21 protein-coding genes and 1 pseudogene are annotated in these 19,607 nt (G+C 57.9%); 16 read left to right on the top strand and 6 right to left on the bottom strand.

Features of this window, described 5'->3' with window-relative positions:
• The first annotated feature begins 25 nt into the window (after window positions 1–25).
• The gene (fabI, locus tag AB2L51_RS01210; RefSeq protein ID WP_395580774.1) at window positions 26–865 is read left to right on the top strand and encodes an enoyl-ACP reductase FabI; all 840 of its coding nucleotides are present in this window, start codon (window positions 26–28) and stop codon (window positions 863–865) included.
• An 8-nt stretch (window positions 866–873) separates the two neighbouring features.
• On the top strand, window positions 874–1,947 hold the full coding sequence (gene aroC / locus AB2L51_RS01215; RefSeq protein WP_395580775.1) for a chorismate synthase: 1,074 nt from the start codon (window positions 874–876) through the stop codon (window positions 1,945–1,947).
• Window positions 1,948–1,953: 6 nt separating this feature from the next.
• On the opposite strand, the gene AB2L51_RS01220 is transcribed toward aroC, so the two are convergent.
• Entirely contained in the window at window positions 1,954–2,388 is a 435-nt protein-coding gene (locus AB2L51_RS01220; protein ID WP_395580776.1) for an OsmC family protein, read from the bottom strand.
• A gap of 276 nt (window positions 2,389–2,664) precedes the next feature.
• On the opposite strand from AB2L51_RS01220, the gene AB2L51_RS01225 reads away from it, so the two are divergent.
• Window positions 2,665–4,164, top strand: a complete 1,500-nt coding sequence (locus AB2L51_RS01225; RefSeq protein ID WP_395580980.1) for a malate:quinone oxidoreductase — start codon at window positions 2,665–2,667, stop codon at window positions 4,162–4,164.
• Between the two features lie 60 nt (window positions 4,165–4,224).
• Here the strand turns inward: AB2L51_RS01225 and AB2L51_RS01230 are convergent, their stop codons facing one another.
• The 4 genes from AB2L51_RS01230 to bioB are packed head-to-tail and all read right to left on the bottom strand — an operon-like array spanning window position 4,225 to window position 7,117.
• On the bottom strand, window positions 4,225–4,746 hold the full coding sequence (locus AB2L51_RS01230) for a 6-pyruvoyl trahydropterin synthase family protein (protein WP_395580777.1): 522 nt from the start codon (window positions 4,744–4,746) through the stop codon (window positions 4,225–4,227).
• A complete protein-coding gene (gene queC / locus AB2L51_RS01235; protein ID WP_395580778.1) occupies window positions 4,739–5,467 on the bottom strand; it encodes a 7-cyano-7-deazaguanine synthase QueC in 729 nt (242 codons plus the stop codon). The genes AB2L51_RS01230 and queC overlap by 8 nt, the downstream gene beginning before the upstream one ends.
• 2 nt (window positions 5,468–5,469) lie before the next feature.
• Entirely contained in the window at window positions 5,470–6,108 is a 639-nt protein-coding gene (gene queE / locus AB2L51_RS01240) for a 7-carboxy-7-deazaguanine synthase (protein ID WP_395580779.1), read from the bottom strand.
• Between the two features lie 10 nt (window positions 6,109–6,118).
• A complete protein-coding gene (gene bioB, locus AB2L51_RS01245) occupies window positions 6,119–7,117 on the bottom strand; it encodes a biotin synthase BioB (protein WP_395580780.1) in 999 nt (332 codons plus the stop codon).
• 193 nt (window positions 7,118–7,310) lie between these two features.
• Between bioB and AB2L51_RS01250 the strand changes: the two genes are divergently transcribed.
• On the top strand, window positions 7,311–7,586 hold the full coding sequence (locus AB2L51_RS01250; protein ID WP_166109965.1) for a putative hemolysin: 276 nt from the start codon (window positions 7,311–7,313) through the stop codon (window positions 7,584–7,586).
• Window positions 7,587–7,602: 16 nt separating this feature from the next.
• The gene (locus AB2L51_RS01255; RefSeq protein WP_395580781.1) at window positions 7,603–8,067 is read left to right on the top strand and encodes a nuclear transport factor 2 family protein; all 465 of its coding nucleotides are present in this window, start codon (window positions 7,603–7,605) and stop codon (window positions 8,065–8,067) included.
• Window positions 8,068–8,099: 32 nt separating this feature from the next.
• Here the strand turns inward: AB2L51_RS01255 and AB2L51_RS01260 are convergent, their stop codons facing one another.
• On the bottom strand, window positions 8,100–9,164 hold the full coding sequence (locus AB2L51_RS01260) for a YeiH family protein (protein WP_395580782.1): 1,065 nt from the start codon (window positions 9,162–9,164) through the stop codon (window positions 8,100–8,102).
• Between the two features lie 113 nt (window positions 9,165–9,277).
• Here AB2L51_RS01260 and AB2L51_RS01265 point away from each other — a divergent pair, with 113 nt between their 5' ends.
• The 11 genes and pseudogenes from AB2L51_RS01265 (at window position 9,278) to AB2L51_RS01315 (ending at window position 19,584) form a co-directional block, all read left to right on the top strand.
• Window positions 9,278–10,162 (top strand): LysR substrate-binding domain-containing protein, encoded by an 885-nt coding sequence (locus AB2L51_RS01265; RefSeq protein WP_395580783.1) that lies wholly within the window; start codon window positions 9,278–9,280, stop codon window positions 10,160–10,162.
• Window positions 10,163–10,310: 148 nt separating this feature from the next.
• Window positions 10,311–11,270, top strand: coding sequence for a threo-3-hydroxy-L-aspartate ammonia-lyase (locus AB2L51_RS01270; RefSeq protein ID WP_395580784.1), 960 nt, complete (start codon window positions 10,311–10,313; stop codon window positions 11,268–11,270).
• Window positions 11,271–11,356: 86 nt separating this feature from the next.
• A pseudogene (locus AB2L51_RS01275) lies at window positions 11,357–11,686 on the top strand (hypothetical protein); the annotation flags it as partial.
• Window positions 11,687–11,722: 36 nt separating this feature from the next.
• Window positions 11,723–12,058, top strand: a complete 336-nt coding sequence (locus AB2L51_RS01280) for an RNase A-like domain-containing protein (RefSeq protein WP_395580981.1) — start codon at window positions 11,723–11,725, stop codon at window positions 12,056–12,058.
• An 803-nt stretch (window positions 12,059–12,861) separates the two neighbouring features.
• Window positions 12,862–13,560, top strand: coding sequence for a phosphoadenylyl-sulfate reductase (locus tag AB2L51_RS01285; protein ID WP_395580785.1), 699 nt, complete (start codon window positions 12,862–12,864; stop codon window positions 13,558–13,560).
• Window positions 13,561–13,619: 59 nt separating this feature from the next.
• A complete protein-coding gene (gene cysD / locus AB2L51_RS01290) occupies window positions 13,620–14,414 on the top strand; it encodes a sulfate adenylyltransferase subunit CysD (protein WP_025825148.1) in 795 nt (264 codons plus the stop codon).
• A 26-nt stretch (window positions 14,415–14,440) separates the two neighbouring features.
• Window positions 14,441–16,321 carry an adenylyl-sulfate kinase gene (cysC, locus tag AB2L51_RS01295; protein WP_395580786.1) on the top strand — a complete coding sequence of 627 codons (1,881 nt, stop codon included), beginning with the start codon at window positions 14,441–14,443 and terminating at the stop codon, window positions 16,319–16,321.
• Between the two features lie 121 nt (window positions 16,322–16,442).
• A complete protein-coding gene (gene cysT / locus AB2L51_RS01300) occupies window positions 16,443–17,294 on the top strand; it encodes a sulfate ABC transporter permease subunit CysT (protein WP_395580787.1) in 852 nt (283 codons plus the stop codon).
• Window positions 17,291–18,094: a sulfate ABC transporter permease gene (locus AB2L51_RS01305; RefSeq protein ID WP_395580788.1), complete on the top strand. Its 804-nt coding sequence runs from the start codon at window positions 17,291–17,293 to the stop codon at window positions 18,092–18,094. Before cysT ends, AB2L51_RS01305 begins: the two co-directional genes overlap by 4 nt.
• Window positions 18,091–19,155, top strand: coding sequence for a sulfate/molybdate ABC transporter ATP-binding protein (locus tag AB2L51_RS01310; RefSeq protein WP_395580789.1), 1,065 nt, complete (start codon window positions 18,091–18,093; stop codon window positions 19,153–19,155). The genes AB2L51_RS01305 and AB2L51_RS01310 overlap by 4 nt, the downstream gene beginning before the upstream one ends.
• Before the next feature lie 81 nt (window positions 19,156–19,236).
• Complete coding sequence (locus AB2L51_RS01315) at window positions 19,237–19,584, top strand: DUF2849 domain-containing protein (RefSeq protein WP_395580982.1); 348 nt, start codon at window positions 19,237–19,239, stop codon at window positions 19,582–19,584.
• Window positions 19,585–19,607: the final 23 nt, after the last annotated feature.

A 19,607-nucleotide genomic window follows, 5' to 3' on the forward strand; every position in this document is an offset into this window, starting at 1 on the left:
GAAACAAGTAGGTTGAGGTTCCCGCATGTCTTCTCCCAACGCCGAGCTGCCCGTAAAAGGTACGCTGATGAAGGGCAAAAAAGGTCTGGTGATGGGTGTTGCCAATGACCGTTCTCTTGCATGGGGCATTGCATCCGCAGTGGCCGCACAGGGGGGCGAACTGGCTTTTACCTATCAGGGCGAGGCGTTGGGCAAGCGCGTACAGCCTTTGGCGGACAGTGTTGGCGCCAGTCTGGTGCTGCCATGCGACGTGACCGATGATGCCGCCATAGACGAAACATTTGCCACGATCGAACGTGAATGGGGCGAACTCGACTTTGTTGTTCACGCCATTGGCTGGGCAGACAAGCAGTTCCTGCGCGGGCGCTATGTGGACACCCCCCGGGACGCATTCCTGACCGCGCTGGATATTTCGTGCTATTCCTTCACGGCGGTAGCACGGCGTGCGGCGGCCCTGATGAAGAATGGCGGCTCGCTGCTGACCCTCACCTATCTGGGTGCGGAGCGTGTCATGCCGCATTACAATGTCATGGGTGTTGCCAAGGCTGCCCTTGAGGCTTCCGTACGTTATATGGCTGCGGATCTTGGGTCTGAGGGTATTCGCGTGAACGCGGTGTCCGCAGGGCCGGTCAAAACACTTGCCGCCAGCGGTATCGGGGATTTCCGGTATATTCTGAAGTGGAACCAGTACAACGCACCGCTTGAGCGCAATGTCATGCTGGAAGAAGTGGGTGGGGCAGGGCTTTATATGCTCTCCGACCTGTCCTCCGGCGTTACGGGTGAAGTGCATCATGTGGACTGTGGCTACCATATGGTCGGTATGAAAAACCCGGCGGCTCCCGATATCTCTGTTGTTGGAGACTAAGCTCAACCGTGTCCTACAATACTTTCGGGCATATGTTCCGGGTTACAACGTGGGGCGAGAGCCATGGCCCCGCGATTGGCTGCGTGATTGATGGTTGCCCGCCGCGTATTGCCTTGAGCGAGGCGGATATCCAGCCTTTTCTCGACCGCAGGCGGCCCGGGCAGTCGGCCTTTACCACGCAGCGGCAGGAGCCTGACCAGGTTCGCATTCTGTCCGGTGTGTTTGAGGGGCAGACAACGGGGACACCCATCTCTCTGGTGATCGAAAACACGGACCAGCGTTCGCGCGATTATGGGGATATTGCCCAGACCTATCGCCCCGGCCACGCGGACCTTGTTTATGACCTGAAATACGGTATCCGCGATTATCGTGGTGGTGGCCGCTCTTCCGCGCGGGAGACGGCCTGCCGTGTTGCCGCGGGAGCTGTTGCCCGTAAGGTGCTGGGGCAGAGCGTACGCGTGCGTGGGGCCTTGGTTCAGCTTGGCCCCAAGGATATTGACCGCACCCGCTGGGACTGGGCTGAGGTGGAGCGGAATCCCTTTTTTGCTCCTGACCCCGGAGTGGTGGAAGACTGGGCGGCCTATCTGGCAGCCATTCGCAAGGATGGGTCATCCATTGGTGCTGTGATCGAGATTGTGGCCGAAGGCGTGCCTGCCGGGCTGGGTGCGCCCATTTATGGCAAGCTTGATGCGGATATTGCCGCAGCGTTCATGAGCATTAACGCTGTTAAAGGGGTGGAAATAGGCGACGGCTTTGCCTCCGCCTCCCTGACCGGGCCAGAAAATGCCGATGCCCTGTTCATGCGCAATGGTACGCTGGAGTTTGGCTCCAACCATGCCGGTGGCGTGCTGGGCGGTATTTCCAGCGGCCAGCCCGTGGTGGCCCGTTTTGCGGTTAAACCCACCAGCTCCATGTTGACCCCTGTGCCATCCATTACCAGAGACGGAGTGGAAACACAGGTCATCACCAAGGGGCGGCATGACCCATGCGTGGGCATTCGGGCTGTTCCCGTGGGGGAAGCCATGATGGCCTGCGTACTTGCGGACCATCTGCTCCGCCATCGTGGGCAGGCAGGGGGCTGACGCCTCCTACCCGATCAGGGTGGCATCCAGCGTAATGGGTGCCCTGAACAGTTTGGAAACAGGACATCCTTCCTTGGCTTTGTTGGCCAGCTCCGCAAACTGCTGCTGTGTTGCGTTGGGCACTTTGGCCCTGAGGGTCAGGGCGATGGATGTAATTTCAAAACCTCCCTCCTTTTTGCTCAGGCTGACATCCGCCTGAGTGTCAATGCTGGTGGCAGTGAGCCCCGCATCCCCCAGAATGAGCGACAGGGCCATGGAAAAACAGGCCGCATGGGCAGCGCCCAGAAGTTCTTCGGGGTTTGTGCCGGGTTGCCCTTCAAAACGGGTATTAAAACCGTAAGGTTGCTGCTTTAGCGCACCGCTCTGGGTGGAAATGGTACCTTTACCGGTTTTGATTGCTCCTTCCCAATGGGCGCTGCCATGTTTGATAATGCTGCTCATATGCGCTGTATCCGTCTCTAATGTTCGCCTGAACTGCGTGGCAGGCATCGTATGCCCCGAACGCCGGGGTAGTCGATAAAGTTCATGCAGGGCGGTCTGCTCTCGCAGAGATGAAAAGGCGTTTTGGGTGGAATGTGCCTATACTGCATTTAACAATATGGCCGTGAACGCTCTGTAAAGCCTTGCAAGCAGGGAGGATGAGAGGCATTCCGGCTTATATCTTTAGCCCCGTTTCCATGCGCAGACGCGGCGGGCGAGGCTGATAACGCGGAGACCATAATGAGTTCCACCACGACCGATACCGCCTCTTCCGTTGATGTCGTCCTGATCGGCGGCGGCGTCATGAGCGCTACGCTTGGGACATTGCTGCGTCAGCTCCAGCCGGAATGGAGCATCAGCGTTTTTGAGCGTCTGGGCAGCGTTGCGGAAGAAAGCTCCAATGCGTGGAATAATGCAGGGACCGGGCATTCCGCTCTGTGCGAACTGAATTACACCCCCCAGGGGGCCGATGGCACGGTGGATATTACCAAAGCTGTGGGCGTGAACGAACAGTTCCAGATTTCCCGCCAGTTCTGGTCCTATCTGGTGGAAAGCCAGATTATTGTTTCCGCCAAGAGCTTTTTAACGCCCGTCCCGCATATGAGCTTTGTGTGGGGGGAGGATAACGTGGCCTTCCTGCGCAAGCGCTACGAGGCGCTTTCCCAGCACCCGCTGTTCTCCGGCATGGAATACACGGAAGACACAGCCCAGATCACGCAATGGGCACCGCTGATCATGCAGGACCGCCCTGCCGGGCAGAAGCTGGCTCTGACCCGTAGCCTCAAGGGGACGGATGTCAACTTTGGCGCACTGACCCGCCTGCTGTTTACCTATCTTGCCAGCACTCCGGCCTGCACGCTGCATACGCAGCATGAAGTGAGTGACATGACCCGCAATGGCAGTGATGGCTGGCGGCTGAAAATACGCGACTTGCGGCAAAATACCCAGCGTGAGGTCAATGCCCGCTTTGTCTTTATCGGCAGTGGTGGGGGAGCCCTTTCCCTGCTGCAGAAAACGGGCATACCTGAGGCGCGCGGTGTCGGTGGTTTTCCAGTCAGTGGGCAGTTCCTGCGCTGCACCAACCCGGACCTGATTGCCCAGCACCATGCCAAGATTTATGGCAAGGCATCGGTCGGGGCCCCGCCCATGTCCGTGCCGCACCTTGATACACGCATGATTGATGGCAATCCGGCCCTGCTATTTGGCCCATATGCCGGTTTTTCCACGCGCTTTTTAAAACAGGGCTCCCTTATGGACCTGCCGCTCTCGGTACGTGCCGATAATATTGGCCCCATGCTGGCCGTTGCGCGGGATAACTGGGCTCTGACCAAATACCTGATCGAGCAGGTCATGCAGACTCAGGGGGCGCGGATCAAGGCCTTGCAGGATTTTATTCCCAACGCGCAGGCTAAAGACTGGGAACTGGTTGTCGCAGGCCAGCGGGTGCAGATTATTAAAAAAGATGCTGCTAAGGGTGGCGTTCTGCAATTTGGTACGGAAGTCATTGCCAGCGAAGACGGCTCGGTTGCCGCATTGCTGGGGGCATCTCCGGGCGCATCCACCGCGGCCCCGATCATGCTGAACGTTCTGCAGAAATGCTTCCCCACCAAAATGCCGGAATGGACAGAGAAACTGCACGAGATCATCCCCTCATTCGGGCAGAAACTTTCCCGGCATCCCGAAATGTGTGAGGAAATTTTTGATAAGACAACGCAGGTGCTCGGCCTGACCCAGTAAACTGCGGCTATCCCCTGCATGCTGTTTATGCGGGGGATAGCAGGCCACAAAACCTGGGTGTTAGTCGGCTATGCTCATATCCGCCCGGTTCCACCAGTTCTGCTGTAAACTGGTGTGGGGGATAAAGTCAGCCGGGTTGCCTGCAAAGCTGACTGTATTGGTGGGTGTTTCCTCAATACTGAGTTCCGAGCAGCGTAAAACGCCCCCTTCGTTCAGCAGGAAGGCGTTGATCTTGGCCATGAGTAGGCAAACCATCAACTCGGTTGTCGGGTCCCCGGGGGTCACTACAATACGTGTGGCCCGTGTGGGTTCATGTGCCTTAAACCATGCCAGGAGCGGGTCGTTCCCGGCAAGCTGGAGCGCGTGGTCCAGCCGTTCGTCCACAAAGCGGTGCCAGGTCTGTTTGGCTCGCTGAAAAGAGACAGGCATGTTCCCACGCCCATCCAGCCGCGTGGGGCTGGTGGGTTCAAGCCTTACGGTGACAAATTCGTTGTGCCCATGGGGTAGGGCGCAGCTTTCGCTGGCACCGTGAATAAGGCGGTGCCCCATGGAAAAGCGGCGTGTAAAAACAAGGTCAGGCATGTTGGTCTTCTGCTCTGTAAGCTTCCCACCCCGCGCGGCGAAGCTGGCAGGCGGGGCAGGTGCCACAGCCATACCCCCATGCGTGGCGCACGGTACGGTCCCCCATATAGCAGGTATGGCTCTCATGGTTGATGAGTGTCACCAGAGGTTTCCCACCCAGTTCGTTAGCTAACGTCCAGGTTTCGGCCTTGTCCAGCCACATCAGGGGGGTGTGCAGGACGTAACGGCTGTCCATGCCCAGATTAAGGGCAACCTGTAGGGCCTTTATGGTATCATCGCGGCAGTCAGGGTAGCCGGAATAATCGGTTTCGCACACACCGGTTACAATGTGGCGCATGCTCCTGCGGGCTGCAAGAGCCGCAGAAAACGTCAAAAAGATCAGGTTGCGGCCGGGCACAAATGTATTGGGCAGGCCGTTCCGGTTCATGGCAATTTCGGCATCCCGTGTGAGCGCCGTATCGGAAATATCGTTCAGGGCATGCAGGGGGAGCGTATGGTCTGGCCCCAGCCGCTCCTTCCATTGCGGGTTCAGGGCTGCAAGACCTTCGCGTATGGTCTGGCGGCATTCCAGCTCAATGGCGTGGCGCTGGCCATAATCAAACCCTACTGTTTCCACATGTTTGAAGCGCGCCAGAGCCCACGCCAGACAGGTTGCGGAGTCCTGCCCTCCGGAAAAAAGCACAAGTGCGGATTCGGTCTGTTCCTTGGAGGACAGGGGCATGATCAGGGTATTCCCGTCAGCTTGTGGGTTTGCAGGGATAATGCCCATTTGGGGTTTTGCAGGCAGTAGGCAATAGCGGCCTGCGTATTGGCTGCCTGCTCTGGGCCATCCATGGGCTGGAGCCAGAAATGGGCAAAATCCAGCCCGGTCAGATCCGCCGGGTCAAGCCCGGGCTGGGGGTAAACCAGCTTGAGTTCGGTCCCGCTGGTTTGCGCAAGTGGTGCGCCGGCCTTGGGGCTGATGCACAGCCAGTCGATCCCTTCCGGGGCCAGCACGGTGCCGTTACTTTCCACCGCAATTGCAAAGCCTTTGTCGTGCATGGCGGCAATAAGGGGGACGTCAAGCTGGAGCAGCGGTTCTCCCCCGGTAAACACCACGAGGGGGTGGCCGGGAGAGGTGGATGCAGGCCAGAACCCGGCAATGCGCGCGGCCAGTTCCGCAGCATTGTGGAACCGCCCCCCCCCGGTGCCATCGGTGCCAATAAAGTCGGTATCGCAAAACTGGCAAATGGCCTGAGCCCGGTCTTCTTCCCGACCGGACCACAGGTTGCAACCGGTAAAACGGCAGAACACGGCCACGCGCCCTGCCTGCCCGCCTTCACCTTGCAGGGTAAGAAAGATTTCCTTGACCGAGTAAACCATTTGTAAAGTCTTACAGGCCAATCCCGATCGTATGCATGCCCAGACTGTCCAGCAGGGCACGGTCACGCTGTGCCTGCGGGTTGGGAGTGGTCAGCAGCCGTTCGCCATAGAAAATGGAGTTGGCGCCGGCCAGAAAACACAGGGTCTGTGTTTCATCATTCATGTTCTCACGCCCCGCGGCAAGGCGTACGCGGCTTTTGGGCATGGTAATGCGGGCTGCCGCGATCATGCGCACAAAGTCCAGAGGCCGGACTTCATCCGCCTTGGCAAGCGGGGTACCTTCCACGCGGACCAGCAGGTTGATGGGTACGCTCTCGGGGTGGGCGGGCATGTTGGCGAGTGCGGCAATCAGGCCCGCGCGGTCAGTCTCGTTCTCGCCCATGCCGACAATGCCACCGCAGCAGACACTGATCCCTGCATCACGCACGTTGGAGAGGGTGTCCAGCCGCTCCTGATAGGTGCGGGTGGTGATGATCTGGCCATAATATTCGGGCGAGGTGTCGATATTATGGTTGTAAAAGTCCAGACCAGCCTGCTTGAGCCGCTGGGCCTGAGAGTCATCAAGCATTCCAAGCGTTACGCAGGTTTCCATCCCCAGTTCTTTTACGCCCTCAATCATGGCGCAGACTGTTTCCATGTCCCGTTCTTTGGGGGTCCGCCATGCCGCACCCATGCAAAAGCGGCTGGCCCCTGCGGCCTTGGCTTTTTTTGCTTCGGCTAGCACGTTTTCAATGGCCATAAGCTTTTCGGCTTTTACGCCGTCTTCGTGCAGGGCGCTCTGGGGGCAGTAGGCGCAATCTTCCGGGCAGCCACCCGTCTTGATGGACAGAAGGGTGGAGATCTGTATCTCGGTCGGATCAAACGTCGCACGGTGTATTGCCTGTGCCTGAAACATCAGTTCCGGGAACGGGAGGTCAAGCAGCGCCTGCACTTCGGCAACGCTCCAGTCATGGCGGATGTCCATTGCTGGAGTGGCAGGGCGGGAAAAGGAGGGCGAACCATCAGGCATGGAATGTGAACCGAACCAGATATGCTAGAGGGAAGTGCAATGCAGCATATCGTGTTTGTACCGTCAAAGCCAGTTTTTAGCAGAGAGGTAAAAGGTACCCGTCTGTGCGCCCCATCTTCACACTTCACAACAGGGGCAAAGTGCTTCCATAGTGACACCAAGCTCGTTTGAATACAAAGCCAAGGTAAACAAGATGACAAAAAAGAACTCGGTTGTGGGGCTGGTGCTGGCCGTGGGTGCGCTGGGAACGCTGGGGGCCTGTGAACACTACCCACAGGAGCGCTCGGGCCGTGGGGTCGGGCTTTTGCGCATGCCCAACCCGGCCTCTGTTTACTGTGTTAAAAAAGGCGGTGAACTGAAGATGGAAATGACCGATAAAGGACAGGTTGGATACTGCCACCTGCCAGATGGCCGCGTGATCGAGGAATGGGTTCTGTTCCGGCAGGATAATCCCCGTCAGGGTAGCTGAGTAAGGTTCAAAGCAGATGTCCCGCCCTCCATTCCCGCCGTTTGATGCCGCGAGTGCTGCGTCCAAGGCCCGCATGGCCGAAGATGCATGGAACTCTCAGGAGCCGGAAAAAGTGGCTCTGGCTTACACACCGCAGAGCATATGGCGCAACCGGACCGATTTTGTGCATGGTCGGGCGGAAATTATTGCCTTTCTGACCCGCAAATGGACGGAGGAGCTGGATTACAGGCTGATCAAGGAGGTCTGGGCCTTCAAGGATAACCGTATTGCCGTGCGCTTTGCCTACGAATGGCATAACGCGGCAGGGCAGTGGTTTCGCTCTTATGGCAATGAAAACTGGGAGTTTGATACTGCCGGACTGATGCAGAACCGGCATGCTTCCATTAACGATCTGGCCATTGCCAGTGCGGACCGCCTGTTCCTCTGGCCCAGGGGCCGCAGGCCGGATGGACATCCGGGCCTGAGCGAACTGGGGTTGTAGGCCGTAAGGCGGTGCAAGTGCCCTGCTCAGGCTTATGCTCCAAACAGAAGCCTGACCAGTACCAGGCTGGCTCCGACCAGCCCGAGCAGGGACAGAAATACGCTCAGGGCTAGTGGCCTGCCCGCATGCAGCACAGCCCGTAACTCCACGCTCAGGCCCAGTGCCGCCATGGCCATGGTGGTCAGGCAGGTGGCGGTCGTGCTCAGGGGAGCCAGTGCAACATCTGGCACAAGGTTGCATGAGCGGGCGGTCATCATGGCGGCAAAGCCGGTAATATACCAGGGCACCAGCCGGGCGAAGGAGGCTCCGCGCATGGTGTCCTGTCGGGTCTGGCTTTGTTTTGCACAGAAAACAGCGAGTGCAAGGCAGACTGGTCCCAGCATGAGCACACGCATAAGCTTGACCAGTGTGCCAACATGGAGGGCCGTCTGGCCAAAAGGAGCTGCCGCGGCAACAACCTGTGGCACAGCGTAAACGGTTAATCCTGCCAGAGCGCCCTGTGCATTGGGGGTGCTCAGCAAGGATGGCGCCAGCAACGGCAGCCCCAGAACCACCACAAGACCACCCGCTGCGGTAAAGGCAATGGTGGAGCCTATATCCTCTTCCTTTGCCCCGATGACTGGGGCTGCTGCCATTATGGCGGAGTTTCCACAAATGGCGTCACCACAGGCGACCAGCAGAAGCTGATGTGTGGGCAACCCCGTTGCGCGGCCAAGGATGATCGTAAAAACCATGCTGAACAAGACAAGCCCCATCACCCCCAAAAGCAGCGCGGGCCCGGCGCAAAAAACGGCATGAAGGCTGAAGGATGCCCCCAGACAGACAATGGCAACGTTTAGCAGGGTTCTGGCGCATAATCTGATCCCCCCGGTCCATATGGGGCCGGGCGTTCTGACCGCTCTGATCAACACCCCGAGCAGGAGGGCCAGATTAAGGCTTTCCAGCCAGGCTTTGCCCAGCAGGTGCGTTTCCGCTCTTTCAAGGACTATGGCCAGCCCCGAGACCAGCAGGCAGAGCAGCACGCCCGGTCCAGACATGCGTAAAAAACCGACAGGCTTGAGGGGGTGAATACAGGCAGGGGCGGTGTGTGCTGTCATGGTGTTTTTCCTTCAGTCCGCCAGAACTTAGTGAAAACCCAATCCATCAATCCAACTCATAGTTTTTGTTATTCTGATCGTAAACAATGATTGGTTATGCTAGGCAAGAGGGCATGACACTGGAGCAACTCCGTATTTTTGTGGCTGTGGCCGAGCGGGAGCACGTTACGGCCGCCAGCCGCGCCTTGCACGTGACGCAATCAGCTGTATCTGCCGCCATTGCAGCGCTGGAAGAGCGCCATGGTGTCAAGCTGTTCCACCGTGTGGGGCGTGGAATAGCGCTGACAGAAGCAGGGCGTCTGTTTCTGCCCGAAGCCCGCGCGGTTCTGGCCCGCGCCGCTATGGCGCAAACCGTGCTGGAGGAGGTGGGCGGGCTTAAACGGGGCAAACTGCGCCTTGTAGCCAGCCAGACCATTGCTGCTTACTGGCTGCCGCCCATTCTGGTCGCATTCCGCCGACTTTACCCTGATATTGAGGTGGAACTGGCAATCAGTAACACTCTGGACGCCGCAGCCCGTGTGCGGGATGGAGACGTAGAGCTTGGAATTGTTGAAGGTCTGGTGGATGACCCCGCTCTGGCGCAATGGCCAATAGGGGAAGACCACCTGACAATTATTCAGGCGGATGCGGAGTTTCCCCACAAAATCAGTCGTGACTGGCTTTGCGCGGCGCAGTGGGTCATGCGGGAGGAGGGGTCTGGTACCCGCGCGGCGCTGGAGGACTACCTCGCCCAGTTCGGGGTTACGCCGCAGGATATGACCATAAGCCTCGTCCTTCCTTCGAACGAAGCTGTACGCACGGCCATAGAGGCCGGGGCAGGGATAGGGGCACTGTCCTCGCTGGTGGTTGCTCCCGCATTGCTGGCGGGCACGCTCCATGCCGTGCCGCAGGACGTGAAGCCCCGCTCATTTTACGGTCTGCGGCATAAGGAGCGTTACCGGAGCCGGGCAGCAGATGCTTTGCTGGACCTTATTGCGCAGCAACGCACAATGGAATGACTGCTGTAGGCGGAGGCTTTTTTGCGTGGAAACTGTCGGCAGACCCTGCTTTGGGGCATAACGGTGGGGACGTATCTGTGCTACGTAAACGCCGTCTCCAACTGCCCTCCGTATGCGCATTGCGGTGGATGAAACCGGAAAATTGAAGATGACAGTTCTGCCGACTTTCAGTGACGTGGTTGCGGCTTCGGCCCGCATAAAAGGGCGGGCTCAGCGCACACCTGTTCTGAGGTCACGCTACCTGAATGCGCTGAGCGGTGTTGAACTGTTCTTCAAGGCTGAGAATTTCCAGCGGGTTGGGGCCTTCAAGTTCCGGGGGGCCACAAACGCGATTCTGGCTTTGCCCGAAGATGTGCGGCAGAAAGGTATTATTGCATTTTCGTCCGGTAACCATGCTCAGGCCATAGCCTGTGCCGCGCGTGAGGCCGGCGTGCCTGCGGTCATTGTCATGCCCGAAGATGCTCCCGCCGTAAAACTGGCCGCAACACGGGGCTACGGGGCGGAGGTTGTGACCTATGACCGATATTCCCAGGACCGGGAAGAAATTGCCGCAAGGCTTCTGGCCGAGCGGGGTGGAACGTTACTGCCGTCTTTCAATCACCCGGACATTATTGCGGGGCAGGGCACGGCAGCACTGGAACTTATGGAGGAAACTGGACCGCTGGACGCATTGTTCGTGCCTGTTGGGGGGGGGGGGCTGGCCTCGGGCTGCGCGCTTGTCGCGCATGAGGTGGCGCCCGACTGTGCGGTGATAGGGGTGGAGCCCGCAGCCGGGGATGATGCCCGGCAGTCCATGGCGGCAGGGCATATCGTAAAAATTGCCACACCGCGCACAATTGCAGATGGTGCGCAGACAACAAGCGTGGGCGACATAACATTCGCACTCATGCAGCGGTATGTCCGCGCCATTGTGACGGTGGACGATGCCGCTTTGGCCGCCACCATGCGCCTGCTGGCAGAGCGGATGAAAATTATAGTGGAACCCACTGGCTGCCTAGCTCCGGCAGCGGCCCTTGCTGCTGCCCCGCAATGGCAGGGGCGGCGTGTGGGTGTACTTTTGTCGGGCGGGAACATCGATATCACCCGATTTGCCCAGCTTGTAGGTTAAGAGACATGGATATGGAACTTGAACCTTGGTTAAGGCCATGCACCACAATAGTCTTATCGCATCACACCGATGACGACATTCTTGATATGTTCCCGCGCCTGAAAAACCTTGGTGCGAGCGCATTTGGTGAAGATGCCGATACTTTTGGTGAAACGCTGTACGATGTTATTCACGATGAACCGTACACGCGGGATCTGACGTTTAAAGTTCAGACAGTTCACGAATTAGAGACATTGCTGGCATACAGCAAAGAGGACTTGCAGCGGGTCAGTTCGGTTGTGCTGGGTATAGACCCGACAGCTAAGGTTACAGACCCGCCTGACTGGGGGATTTTGCCCAACCTGTGGGCATTCTGGTGTGCGGTCCTGTTTAGTTTCCAGAATGATCCTGAAGTGGAAGCGGGAAAAAAGATCGATCTGGAACCGCTCAACCACTTGGGTGCGGGTGGTTATGTGCTGTCCAACCATGTCGCTCTGACGGATGAACGCATCGTACATCGTTTTATCGCGGAAAAACGGCCGGCTGTCTCATGCTTCGCATCGGCGAGAGAGGCGGAGGATGTGATCGGTCGGGTGCTTGGAGAAAACGGCCATCAGATTGACAATTGGCTCAAGACCGCGAGAAGGGGAGCCAAGCTGGAGGTCGGAGGGCGTGTCTCGGAAGAAGGGGCGTTTATTATCCGTGCCGCAGACCGGGCACGCAGGCGTGCACGATCCATACAAATTGTTATCGTCAATGAAGTATTGAACGGACTGGCCTATTATATCCACACGTTTAAGCTTTATTAAGTCAGGCATTTTCCTGTTTTATGGGTGTTTGAGGCTGGTGTGGTCAAGGGACATTGAACAAGCCTGAACCACATTGGAAACTCAGGACAGGAAGATGAGGAGCAATCCCATGGGAAGGGCACTCCTGCACGCATTTGAATATGCTCCTCAAGATAAACCGTGGCGAAAAAATCAGCCCGAACGAGGGGAGGAGGGGGCTGTGAATCTGGTTTTTTGTTCCATTTTGGGCAACCACACCCTCACAATTCCTGCAACATATGCCTGTGATGGCTTTCCGGTGCAGAATGGTCTAGCGCGAGGCCATGGCAGGAAGAATATTTCCGCCCCGCAAAATGGGACTGTTCACTTTCATACGCACAGCCAAATATCGCATAAGATATATTATGCCAACAAAACAGGATAGGCAAATGGGAGCCTGTGGCTCGCTTGTCGTGTTCAGGTCTATGGCATCGGATGGACCTGAACACGCAGCGTAAAGACTTAATCCTGACCTGATTAAGTGATTGTCCCGATGGATTGGAGGCATTGCAGTGGTTGTTGGCTGCGTTCTGGCCCTGATTGGGTCATATCAAACGCCCAGACAATGCCTCTCGCCCTTTGCTGGTGAATAAGTCGTGGTTACTGGCTGATGGTCCGTTGGCTGCTAGCGTCCCGGAGGCGGGCCTGGAGCACATATTGCACAAAATAAAATAGTGCAATATGGTGCGTGATTGGGAATATTGTCTATTTTTAGGTGTTGTTTTTGCGGGAATATATCTATAAGGAGTGGTTATATAAGGTTCTGTCATTCACTGTGATGGGTTGTGGATATTTTGTCTTCTGACAATACAGGTGTTATCGAGCAGTTGCGTGCCGTGCAGGATGACCCCGTTCGTCTGCTGCGCACGGCACATACCCTGCTGGGTAACCGGCTGGCGGTTATGTCGTCCTTTGGCGCGGAATCCGCCTTGCTGCTCGCCTTTGTGGCGGAGGCTGAACGCGACATGAAGGTGTTGTTCCTGAATACGGGCAAGCACTTCCCCCAGACACTCGCATACCGGCGCGAACTGGCCGATGTCCTGGGGTTGAGCAATGTTGAAGATATTGGCCCGTCCCCCGAACAGGTCAGCGATCGTGACCCAACGGGAGAACTCTGGGCCTTCGACCCCGATGCCTGCTGCAAGCTGCGCAAGGTGGAGCCACTGAATGTTGCCTCCTTGCCGTATGACGTGCTGGTAACCGGTCGCAAGCGTGGGCAAGCCGCCACACGCGCGGCAATGGAGATTGTGGAAGAGCGTGGCGATGGCCAGATCCGCATCAATCCGCTGGCCTTCTGGAGCGCGCAGGATATTGCCGCAGAAATGCAGCGCCGCGCCTTGCCGCCGCACCCGCTGGTGGCCGAGGGATATTTATCCATCGGGTGTGCGCCATGCACACGTCCGGTGGATGGGCATGAAGATGCCCGGTCAGGCCGTTGGTCTGGCCTGAACAAAACCGAATGTGGGATTCACGTTGCAGGATAACCTGCGTGCTGCATTCTAAAACATTAGCCTTACCCGTTAAAACTACAGGGTCGTGGAACATGGATCATCTTGATCAACTGGAAGCTCAGAGCGTTTTTATTCTGCGGGAGGCTTATCGTAAGCTAAAGCCGCTTGCCATGCTGTGGTCATTGGGGAAGGACTCCAATGTTATGGTCTGGCTGGCCAAAAAGGCGTTTCTCGGGCGCGTCCCCTTCCCTGTCATGCATGTGGATACGGGTAAAAAATTCCCCGAAATGTACCAGTTCCGGGATGAATATACCAAAAAATGGGAACTGGATCTGCTGCTGGGTGACTGCCCGCCGGTAGAGGAAATGGACCCCTCCCTGCCGCCTGCCGCCCGTTCTGCCGCCCGCAAGACCGCAGGTCTTGCCGCCATGATCGAAAAGCACAAATTGCAGGGTGTTATTGCCGGCATCCGCCGTGATGAGCAGGGTACCCGTGCGAAGGAACGCGTGTTCAGCCCGCGTGGTGCAAGCCACAAATGGGATATTCGCAACCAGCCGCCAGAATTCTGGGACCAGTATGCCACCCCGCACGAGGACGGTATGCATATCCGCGTGCATCCGCTCCTGTCCTGGCGCGAGATTGATATCTGGCGTTACATCGAGCGCGAAGGCATTCCGCTGGTTGACCTGTATTTTGCCAAAAACGGCAAGCGTTACCGCTCTCTGGGCGATGCGGACATTACCTCCCCCGTGGAAAGCAATGCCGCAACTCTGGCGGAAGTTATTGCAGAGCTGGAAACAACCAAAACGTCTGAGCGTTCGGGCCGGGCCATGGATCATGAATCCGAAGATGCCTTTGAACGCCTGCGCGTGGCTGGTTATCTCTGATAGAGCGTGGATCGGAAAAAACGAAAATGAGTGATACGATTTCTTCCTCTCAGGATGCCGCAACCCCTATCGTTATTGTGGGGCATGTTGACCACGGCAAATCCACGCTTATCGGGCGTCTTTTGCATGACACGGATAACCTGCAGGACGGCAAGGTTGCCCAGATCATTGAATCCTCCAAAAAGCGCGGCCTGAAGATTGAGTGGAGCTTCCTGCTCGATTCCTTGCAGATTGAGCGTGATCAGGGCGTTACGGTTGATTCCACGCGCATCCCCTTCCGGCTGGGGTCGCGCGAATACGTTATTGTGGATGCCCCCGGCCACCGCCAGTTCCTGCGGAACATGATCACCGGAGCGGCCGATGCGGAGGCTGCCGTGCTGGTGGTCGATGCAGTGGAAGGTGCGCGTGAGCAGACCCGCCGCCACGCCATGCTGCTGCATCTGATCGGGATCAGGCATGTTATCGTTCTGCTTAACAAGGTGGACCTGCTTGAGTTCGATCAGGTCAGGATTGAAGCTGTTGAGGTGTCGGTCAACGAACTTCTGGGCAAGCTGGGGCTGGAAGCCGCCTATTTTGTTCCCGCCTCCGCCCGGGATGGGGACAACATTGCCAGTCGTTCCGACCGCATGCCCTGGTACAACGGCCCAACCCTGACCGAAGCACTGGCACGTGTGCCCACGCCCGCTTCCCGTTCAGAACTGGCGCTGCGCCTGCCCGTGCAGGACGTTTATCGCTTTGGGGACAAGCGTTACGTGGCTGGCCGTATTGAGCGCGGTCGGGTGCGTGTGGGCGATACGGTTGTTATTGGCACCCAAAAAACCCCTGCCCGCATTGCCTCGATTGAAGGCTGGCACACTGCCCCGCATGTGAGTGCCTCGGCAGGCCAGTCCATCGCGGTTACGTTGGAGCCTGACGTTATTCCCGATCGGGGCGATCTGCTGCATCATGTGGACACCCCGCCTACTCTGGCATCGCGTGTGCGGACCCGCTTGTTCTGGCTGCGGCAGGAACCTTTGCGTGTGGGCGAGAGCTTCCGCCTGCGGCTGGCCACGGCCGAACATGCGGTGACCGTCACCAGCATTGAGTCCGTTGTTAATCTGGACGACCTGACCATGCACCCCGGCACGGAAGTGCCGCCCGAAGGCTTTGCTGAAATCACGCTTGCCGCAGCAGAGAACATTCAGTTCGATGCCTTTGCACCGGGCACGCCGGACGGGCGTGGTGTTCTGGTGGACCTGCAACAGCGTATTGTAGGGGGTGCCCCCCTTATTGGCCCGGCGGAAATTGCCGTGGGTGATAAAGCCATTCACCCGAGTGCCAGCGCTGTGACCTCGCAGGATCGCCAGCGCGTTAAAGGCCATAAAGGCAGTGTGTTCTGGCTTACCGGGCTGTCGGGTGCGGGTAAAAGCACCTTGGCACGGGCTGCGGAAAATGCCCTGTTTGCCGCAGGTGTGGACGTGAGCGTGCTGGATGGAGACACGCTGCGTGCGGGTCTGTGCAAGGACCTAGGCTTTACCGAAGCTGACCGGACGGAAAACGTGCGCCGTGCGGCCGAAGTCGCGCGTATCCTGCGCGATGCCGGGCAGGTGGTGCTGGTTGCCCTGATCTCCCCCCTACACTCGGACCGTGAACTGGCTCGCCAGATTATTGGTGAAGGATTTGAGGAAGTGTTTGTGGATGCCGATCTGGGCACATGCGAACAGCGTGACCCCAAAGGCCTGTATGCTGCGGCCCGTGCAGGGAAAATTAGTGGCTTTACGGGGATTGATGCTCCATATGAAGCCCCACAGGCTCCTGCCCTGCGTGTGGCAACCGGTAATGGGAGCGTGGAAAAAGCGGTCTCCCAGCTTGTTTCCTTCGTGGAAGGCAGTGTGCGTTCCAGTGGCAGTGTCCGCGCACGGTCCTGATATTATAGCTAGAATGGCCGCTGCGGCGTAAAGGCCGTGGCGGCTGCTTTTCAGGCGCTCTTGTTCGCCTGTAAGGTACGATTTTTAAAAGGTGGGCAGGCAGATATATGAGCGCCATGTCATGACTCTGTCACGTCTTGCTTTTTTTAGGGCTGGCGGTTCCGCCCTGCCCGGCTACAGGCTGTCGCTCACGCTTACACTGGCGTGGACAGGCTTTTTCATCATTCTGCCCCTTTCTACCCTGCTGGTTTATCCGTGGCAGGGTGGCACCGGCTCCATGCTGTCCGCCTTGCATGACAGCCGCATGCTGGCGGCATTATGGACGAGTTTTTCATGCGCAGGGATTGCCGCGGCATGCAACATACCGTGCGGGCTGCTGCTGGCCTGGGCTCTGGCGCGGGGTAACCTGCCGGGGCACCGTCTGGCAGATGCGTTGATTGACCTGCCGCTGGCCCTGCCTACGGCGGTTTCAGGCATTACGCTTGCAACGCTCTATGGGCCGCACGGATGGCTGGGGTCCATGCTGTCGATTTTCGGTATCAGCGTTTCCTACAACAAGGCTGGCATTGTGCTGGCACTGATGTTTGTGGGGCTTCCCTTTGTGGTGCGTGCAGTGGAACCGGTCCTGCGCAATCTGCCGCATGAACTGGAGGAGGCCGCACATCTGCTGGGGGCAAGACCATGGCAGATTTTTGTGCGCGTGATCGCAGCCCCCGTTCTGCCCGCGCTCATAACCGGGTTTGGTCTGGCTTTTGCCCGTGGTATCGGGGAATATGGATCTGTTATTTTTATTGCGGGCAACCAGCCGTTTAAAAGCGAAATCGCACCTCTGCTGATCGTGGTCAGGTTGCAGGAGTTTGATTATCCGGGTGCGACCGCCATTGCCCTTGTGCTGTTGTGTGTCTCGCTTCTTTCGCTTGCACTGATTGCTGGTGTGCGTCGTCGCTTTGCCGTGTGGAGTGAGCCAGCATGACCCGTTATGTGGTATGGGCTGCAAGCTGGCTTTTTATTCTTGTCGTGCTCGTTACACCCCCGGCACAGGTGTTGACTGAAGCACTCAAGGATGGTGTCGGCGCGTCTCTGGCGACTTTGTCGGACCCTGATGCGCAGGCTGCTATCTGGCTGACACTCCGTGTGAGTGTGGTGGCTGTCATACTCAATACCCTCTTTGGTATTCTGGCTGCGTGGGTGCTGGTCAAGTTCCGCTTTCCGGGGCGGCAGTTCCTGCAAATTCTGGTGGAACTGCCGCTGAGCATTTCGCCTGTTGTTTCGGGGCTTGTGTGGTTATTGCTGTTTGGTGCCCAGGGGTGGTTTGGTCCGCTGCTGGAGCGGTGGAATATCCACGTTGTGTTTGCTGTGCCGGGTATTATTCTGGCCACGCTCTTTGTCACGCTGCCTTATGTCGTGCGCACGGTCATGCCGGTCATGGAGGTGCAGGGACGCGACGCGGAGGAGGCTGCCGTTCTGGCGGGAGCCGGGTTCTGGCAGGTTCTGTGGCATGTCACGCTGCCGGGTGTACGCGGGGCTCTGCTCTCCGGCGTGTTGCTGACGACCGCCCGCGCTCTGGGGGAGTTCGGGGCGGTATCGGTCGTGTCTGGCCATATACCGGGTGAGACGGAAACCATGCCGCTGCATATTGAAAATCTTTATAACGGCTACCAGTCAGTTGCGGCCTTTACCATGGCTGCTCTGCTGGCGCTTATGGCCATGAGTGCGGTTCTGTTCAGGTCCGCACCGGAATGGTTTGCAAGATTGCAGGAGAAAAAGGCGTGAGTATTGAGGTCTGCAATCTGGTTCGTCTGGCACCGGGCGCGCGGCAGCCACTGCTGGATAACGTGTCTCTCAAAGTGCCTGATGGCGCATTTGTCGCGCTGGTTGGGCCTTCGGGGGCGGGTAAAACAACCTTGCTGCGCGCCATAGCCGGGCTGGATAACTGCAATAGTGGGTCCGTCCTGCTTGATGACAGGCCCATGACCAGCGTAAAAGACCGTGCGGGCCGCATGGGGTTTGTGTTCCAGAACTATGCCCTGTTCCCGCATATGACGGTTGCGCGCAACATTGCCTTCGGGCTGGATGTGCAACCCCGTGCGGAGCGCCCTGCCCGCGCCCGGATTGCCCGGCGGGTGGAAGAACTGCTTGAGCTGATGCAATTGCAGGGCATGGGGGACAAACACCCTGCCAAACTGTCTGGTGGCCAGCGGCAGCGTGTGGCGCTTGCGCGCGCGCTGGCAACAGGGCCGCGTGTTCTGCTGCTGGACGAACCTTTTGGCGCGCTGGACCCCATCGTGCGCCGGTCTATCCGGACATGGCTGCGTGAACTGCATGATACGCTGGGCCTGACCACCATTCTGGTCACGCATGATCAGGAAGAAGCCCTTGAGGTGGCGGACCGTATTGTAGTCATGCAGTCCGGCAGAATTGTGCAGGATGCCTCCCCCATGGATCTGGATGAACAGCCCGCGACCGAATTTGTCATGGAGTTTCTGGGGGAGGCCGTGTCTTTCCCCGGAGAAGTCCGGCATGGCCGCATGATCCCGGATGACGCGCTGGCCCTGCCTTTTACCGTTCCCGAGGGTGTGACAGACGGTCCTGCCGTTGCCATGATACGCCCGTATGAAATGAACATACAAAAACCCGTATCCGAACAGGATGTGCTGAGTATTTACGCAGCTCCCCGGGGCATGCGGAATGGTTACAGACATTATACGCTCCAGCTTGGGGAGCGGGTTGTGCCGTTCTATCGCCCGGTGGATGAGGCCGATGTGCAGGTGCAGGGTGTCGCGCTGGACATCAGCCGCTCCCGTCTGTTCCGTCAGGGACTTTTGTGTGCATGATACGCATCAGATGCGTGATATGTTGATAAAGACGAAAATTTATGTAATTTTCTGTCGTGGAATACGCGGAAAGGTATGAGCGTGGATCGCAGGAATAATCGTCGTGATACTGAAGGCTGTAGTGTTGTGACAGCCAACCGTCTGCTTGATGGCCGGATTGTCTGGCTGGATGCACAGGGAAAATGGCAGTTGACCATTGGTCAGGCATGCCTGTTCCCCAATGACGGAATGGAAGACGTGCTACGCTCCCAAAATGCCCGTGCAGGGGCGGATAATGTGGTGGGGGTTTACGGTGTGCAGGTGAAACAGACCGCGCACGGGCCATGCCCCCGCACCACGCGCGAGCGTATCCGTGCCGCGGGCCCGAGTATTCATGCTGAATTTACGCCCCTCTGGCAGCCTGTCCCCGCGGCTGCAAGTAGCTCCTGAATAAAACCCGACGGACCAGAACC

Source organism: Acetobacter fabarum (assembly GCF_040702925.2).
GTDB lineage: Bacteria > Pseudomonadota > Alphaproteobacteria > Acetobacterales > Acetobacteraceae > Acetobacter > Acetobacter fabarum_B.

Excerpts from the sequence above, each read along its gene's own strand:
- queE (WP_395580779.1), bottom strand. The coding sequence starts at position 6,108 with ATGGTTTACTCGGTCAAGGAAATCTTTCTTACCCTGCAAGGTGAAGGC.
- bioB (WP_395580780.1), bottom strand. The coding sequence starts at position 7,117 with ATGCCTGATGGTTCGCCCTCCTTTTCCCGCCCTGCCACTCCAGCAATG.
- AB2L51_RS01250 (WP_166109965.1), top strand. The coding sequence starts at position 7,311 with ATGACAAAAAAGAACTCGGTTGTGGGGCTGGTGCTGGCCGTGGGTGCG.
- cysD (WP_025825148.1), top strand. The coding sequence starts at position 13,620 with ATGGATCATCTTGATCAACTGGAAGCTCAGAGCGTTTTTATTCTGCGG.
- AB2L51_RS01265 (WP_395580783.1), top strand. The coding sequence starts at position 9,278 with ATGACACTGGAGCAACTCCGTATTTTTGTGGCTGTGGCCGAGCGGGAG.
- AB2L51_RS01220 (WP_395580776.1), bottom strand. The coding sequence starts at position 2,388 with ATGAGCAGCATTATCAAACATGGCAGCGCCCATTGGGAAGGAGCAATC.
- cysT (WP_395580787.1), top strand. The coding sequence starts at position 16,443 with ATGACTCTGTCACGTCTTGCTTTTTTTAGGGCTGGCGGTTCCGCCCTG.
- AB2L51_RS01230 (WP_395580777.1), bottom strand. The coding sequence starts at position 4,746 with ATGCCTGACCTTGTTTTTACACGCCGCTTTTCCATGGGGCACCGCCTT.
- AB2L51_RS01260 (WP_395580782.1), bottom strand. The coding sequence starts at position 9,164 with ATGACAGCACACACCGCCCCTGCCTGTATTCACCCCCTCAAGCCTGTC.
- AB2L51_RS01305 (WP_395580788.1), top strand. The coding sequence starts at position 17,291 with ATGACCCGTTATGTGGTATGGGCTGCAAGCTGGCTTTTTATTCTTGTC.
- AB2L51_RS01255 (WP_395580781.1), top strand. The coding sequence starts at position 7,603 with ATGTCCCGCCCTCCATTCCCGCCGTTTGATGCCGCGAGTGCTGCGTCC.
- AB2L51_RS01270 (WP_395580784.1), top strand. The coding sequence starts at position 10,311 with ATGACAGTTCTGCCGACTTTCAGTGACGTGGTTGCGGCTTCGGCCCGC.
- queC (WP_395580778.1), bottom strand. The coding sequence starts at position 5,467 with ATGCCCCTGTCCTCCAAGGAACAGACCGAATCCGCACTTGTGCTTTTT.
- cysC (WP_395580786.1), top strand. The coding sequence starts at position 14,441 with ATGAGTGATACGATTTCTTCCTCTCAGGATGCCGCAACCCCTATCGTT.
- fabI (WP_395580774.1), top strand. The coding sequence starts at position 26 with ATGTCTTCTCCCAACGCCGAGCTGCCCGTAAAAGGTACGCTGATGAAG.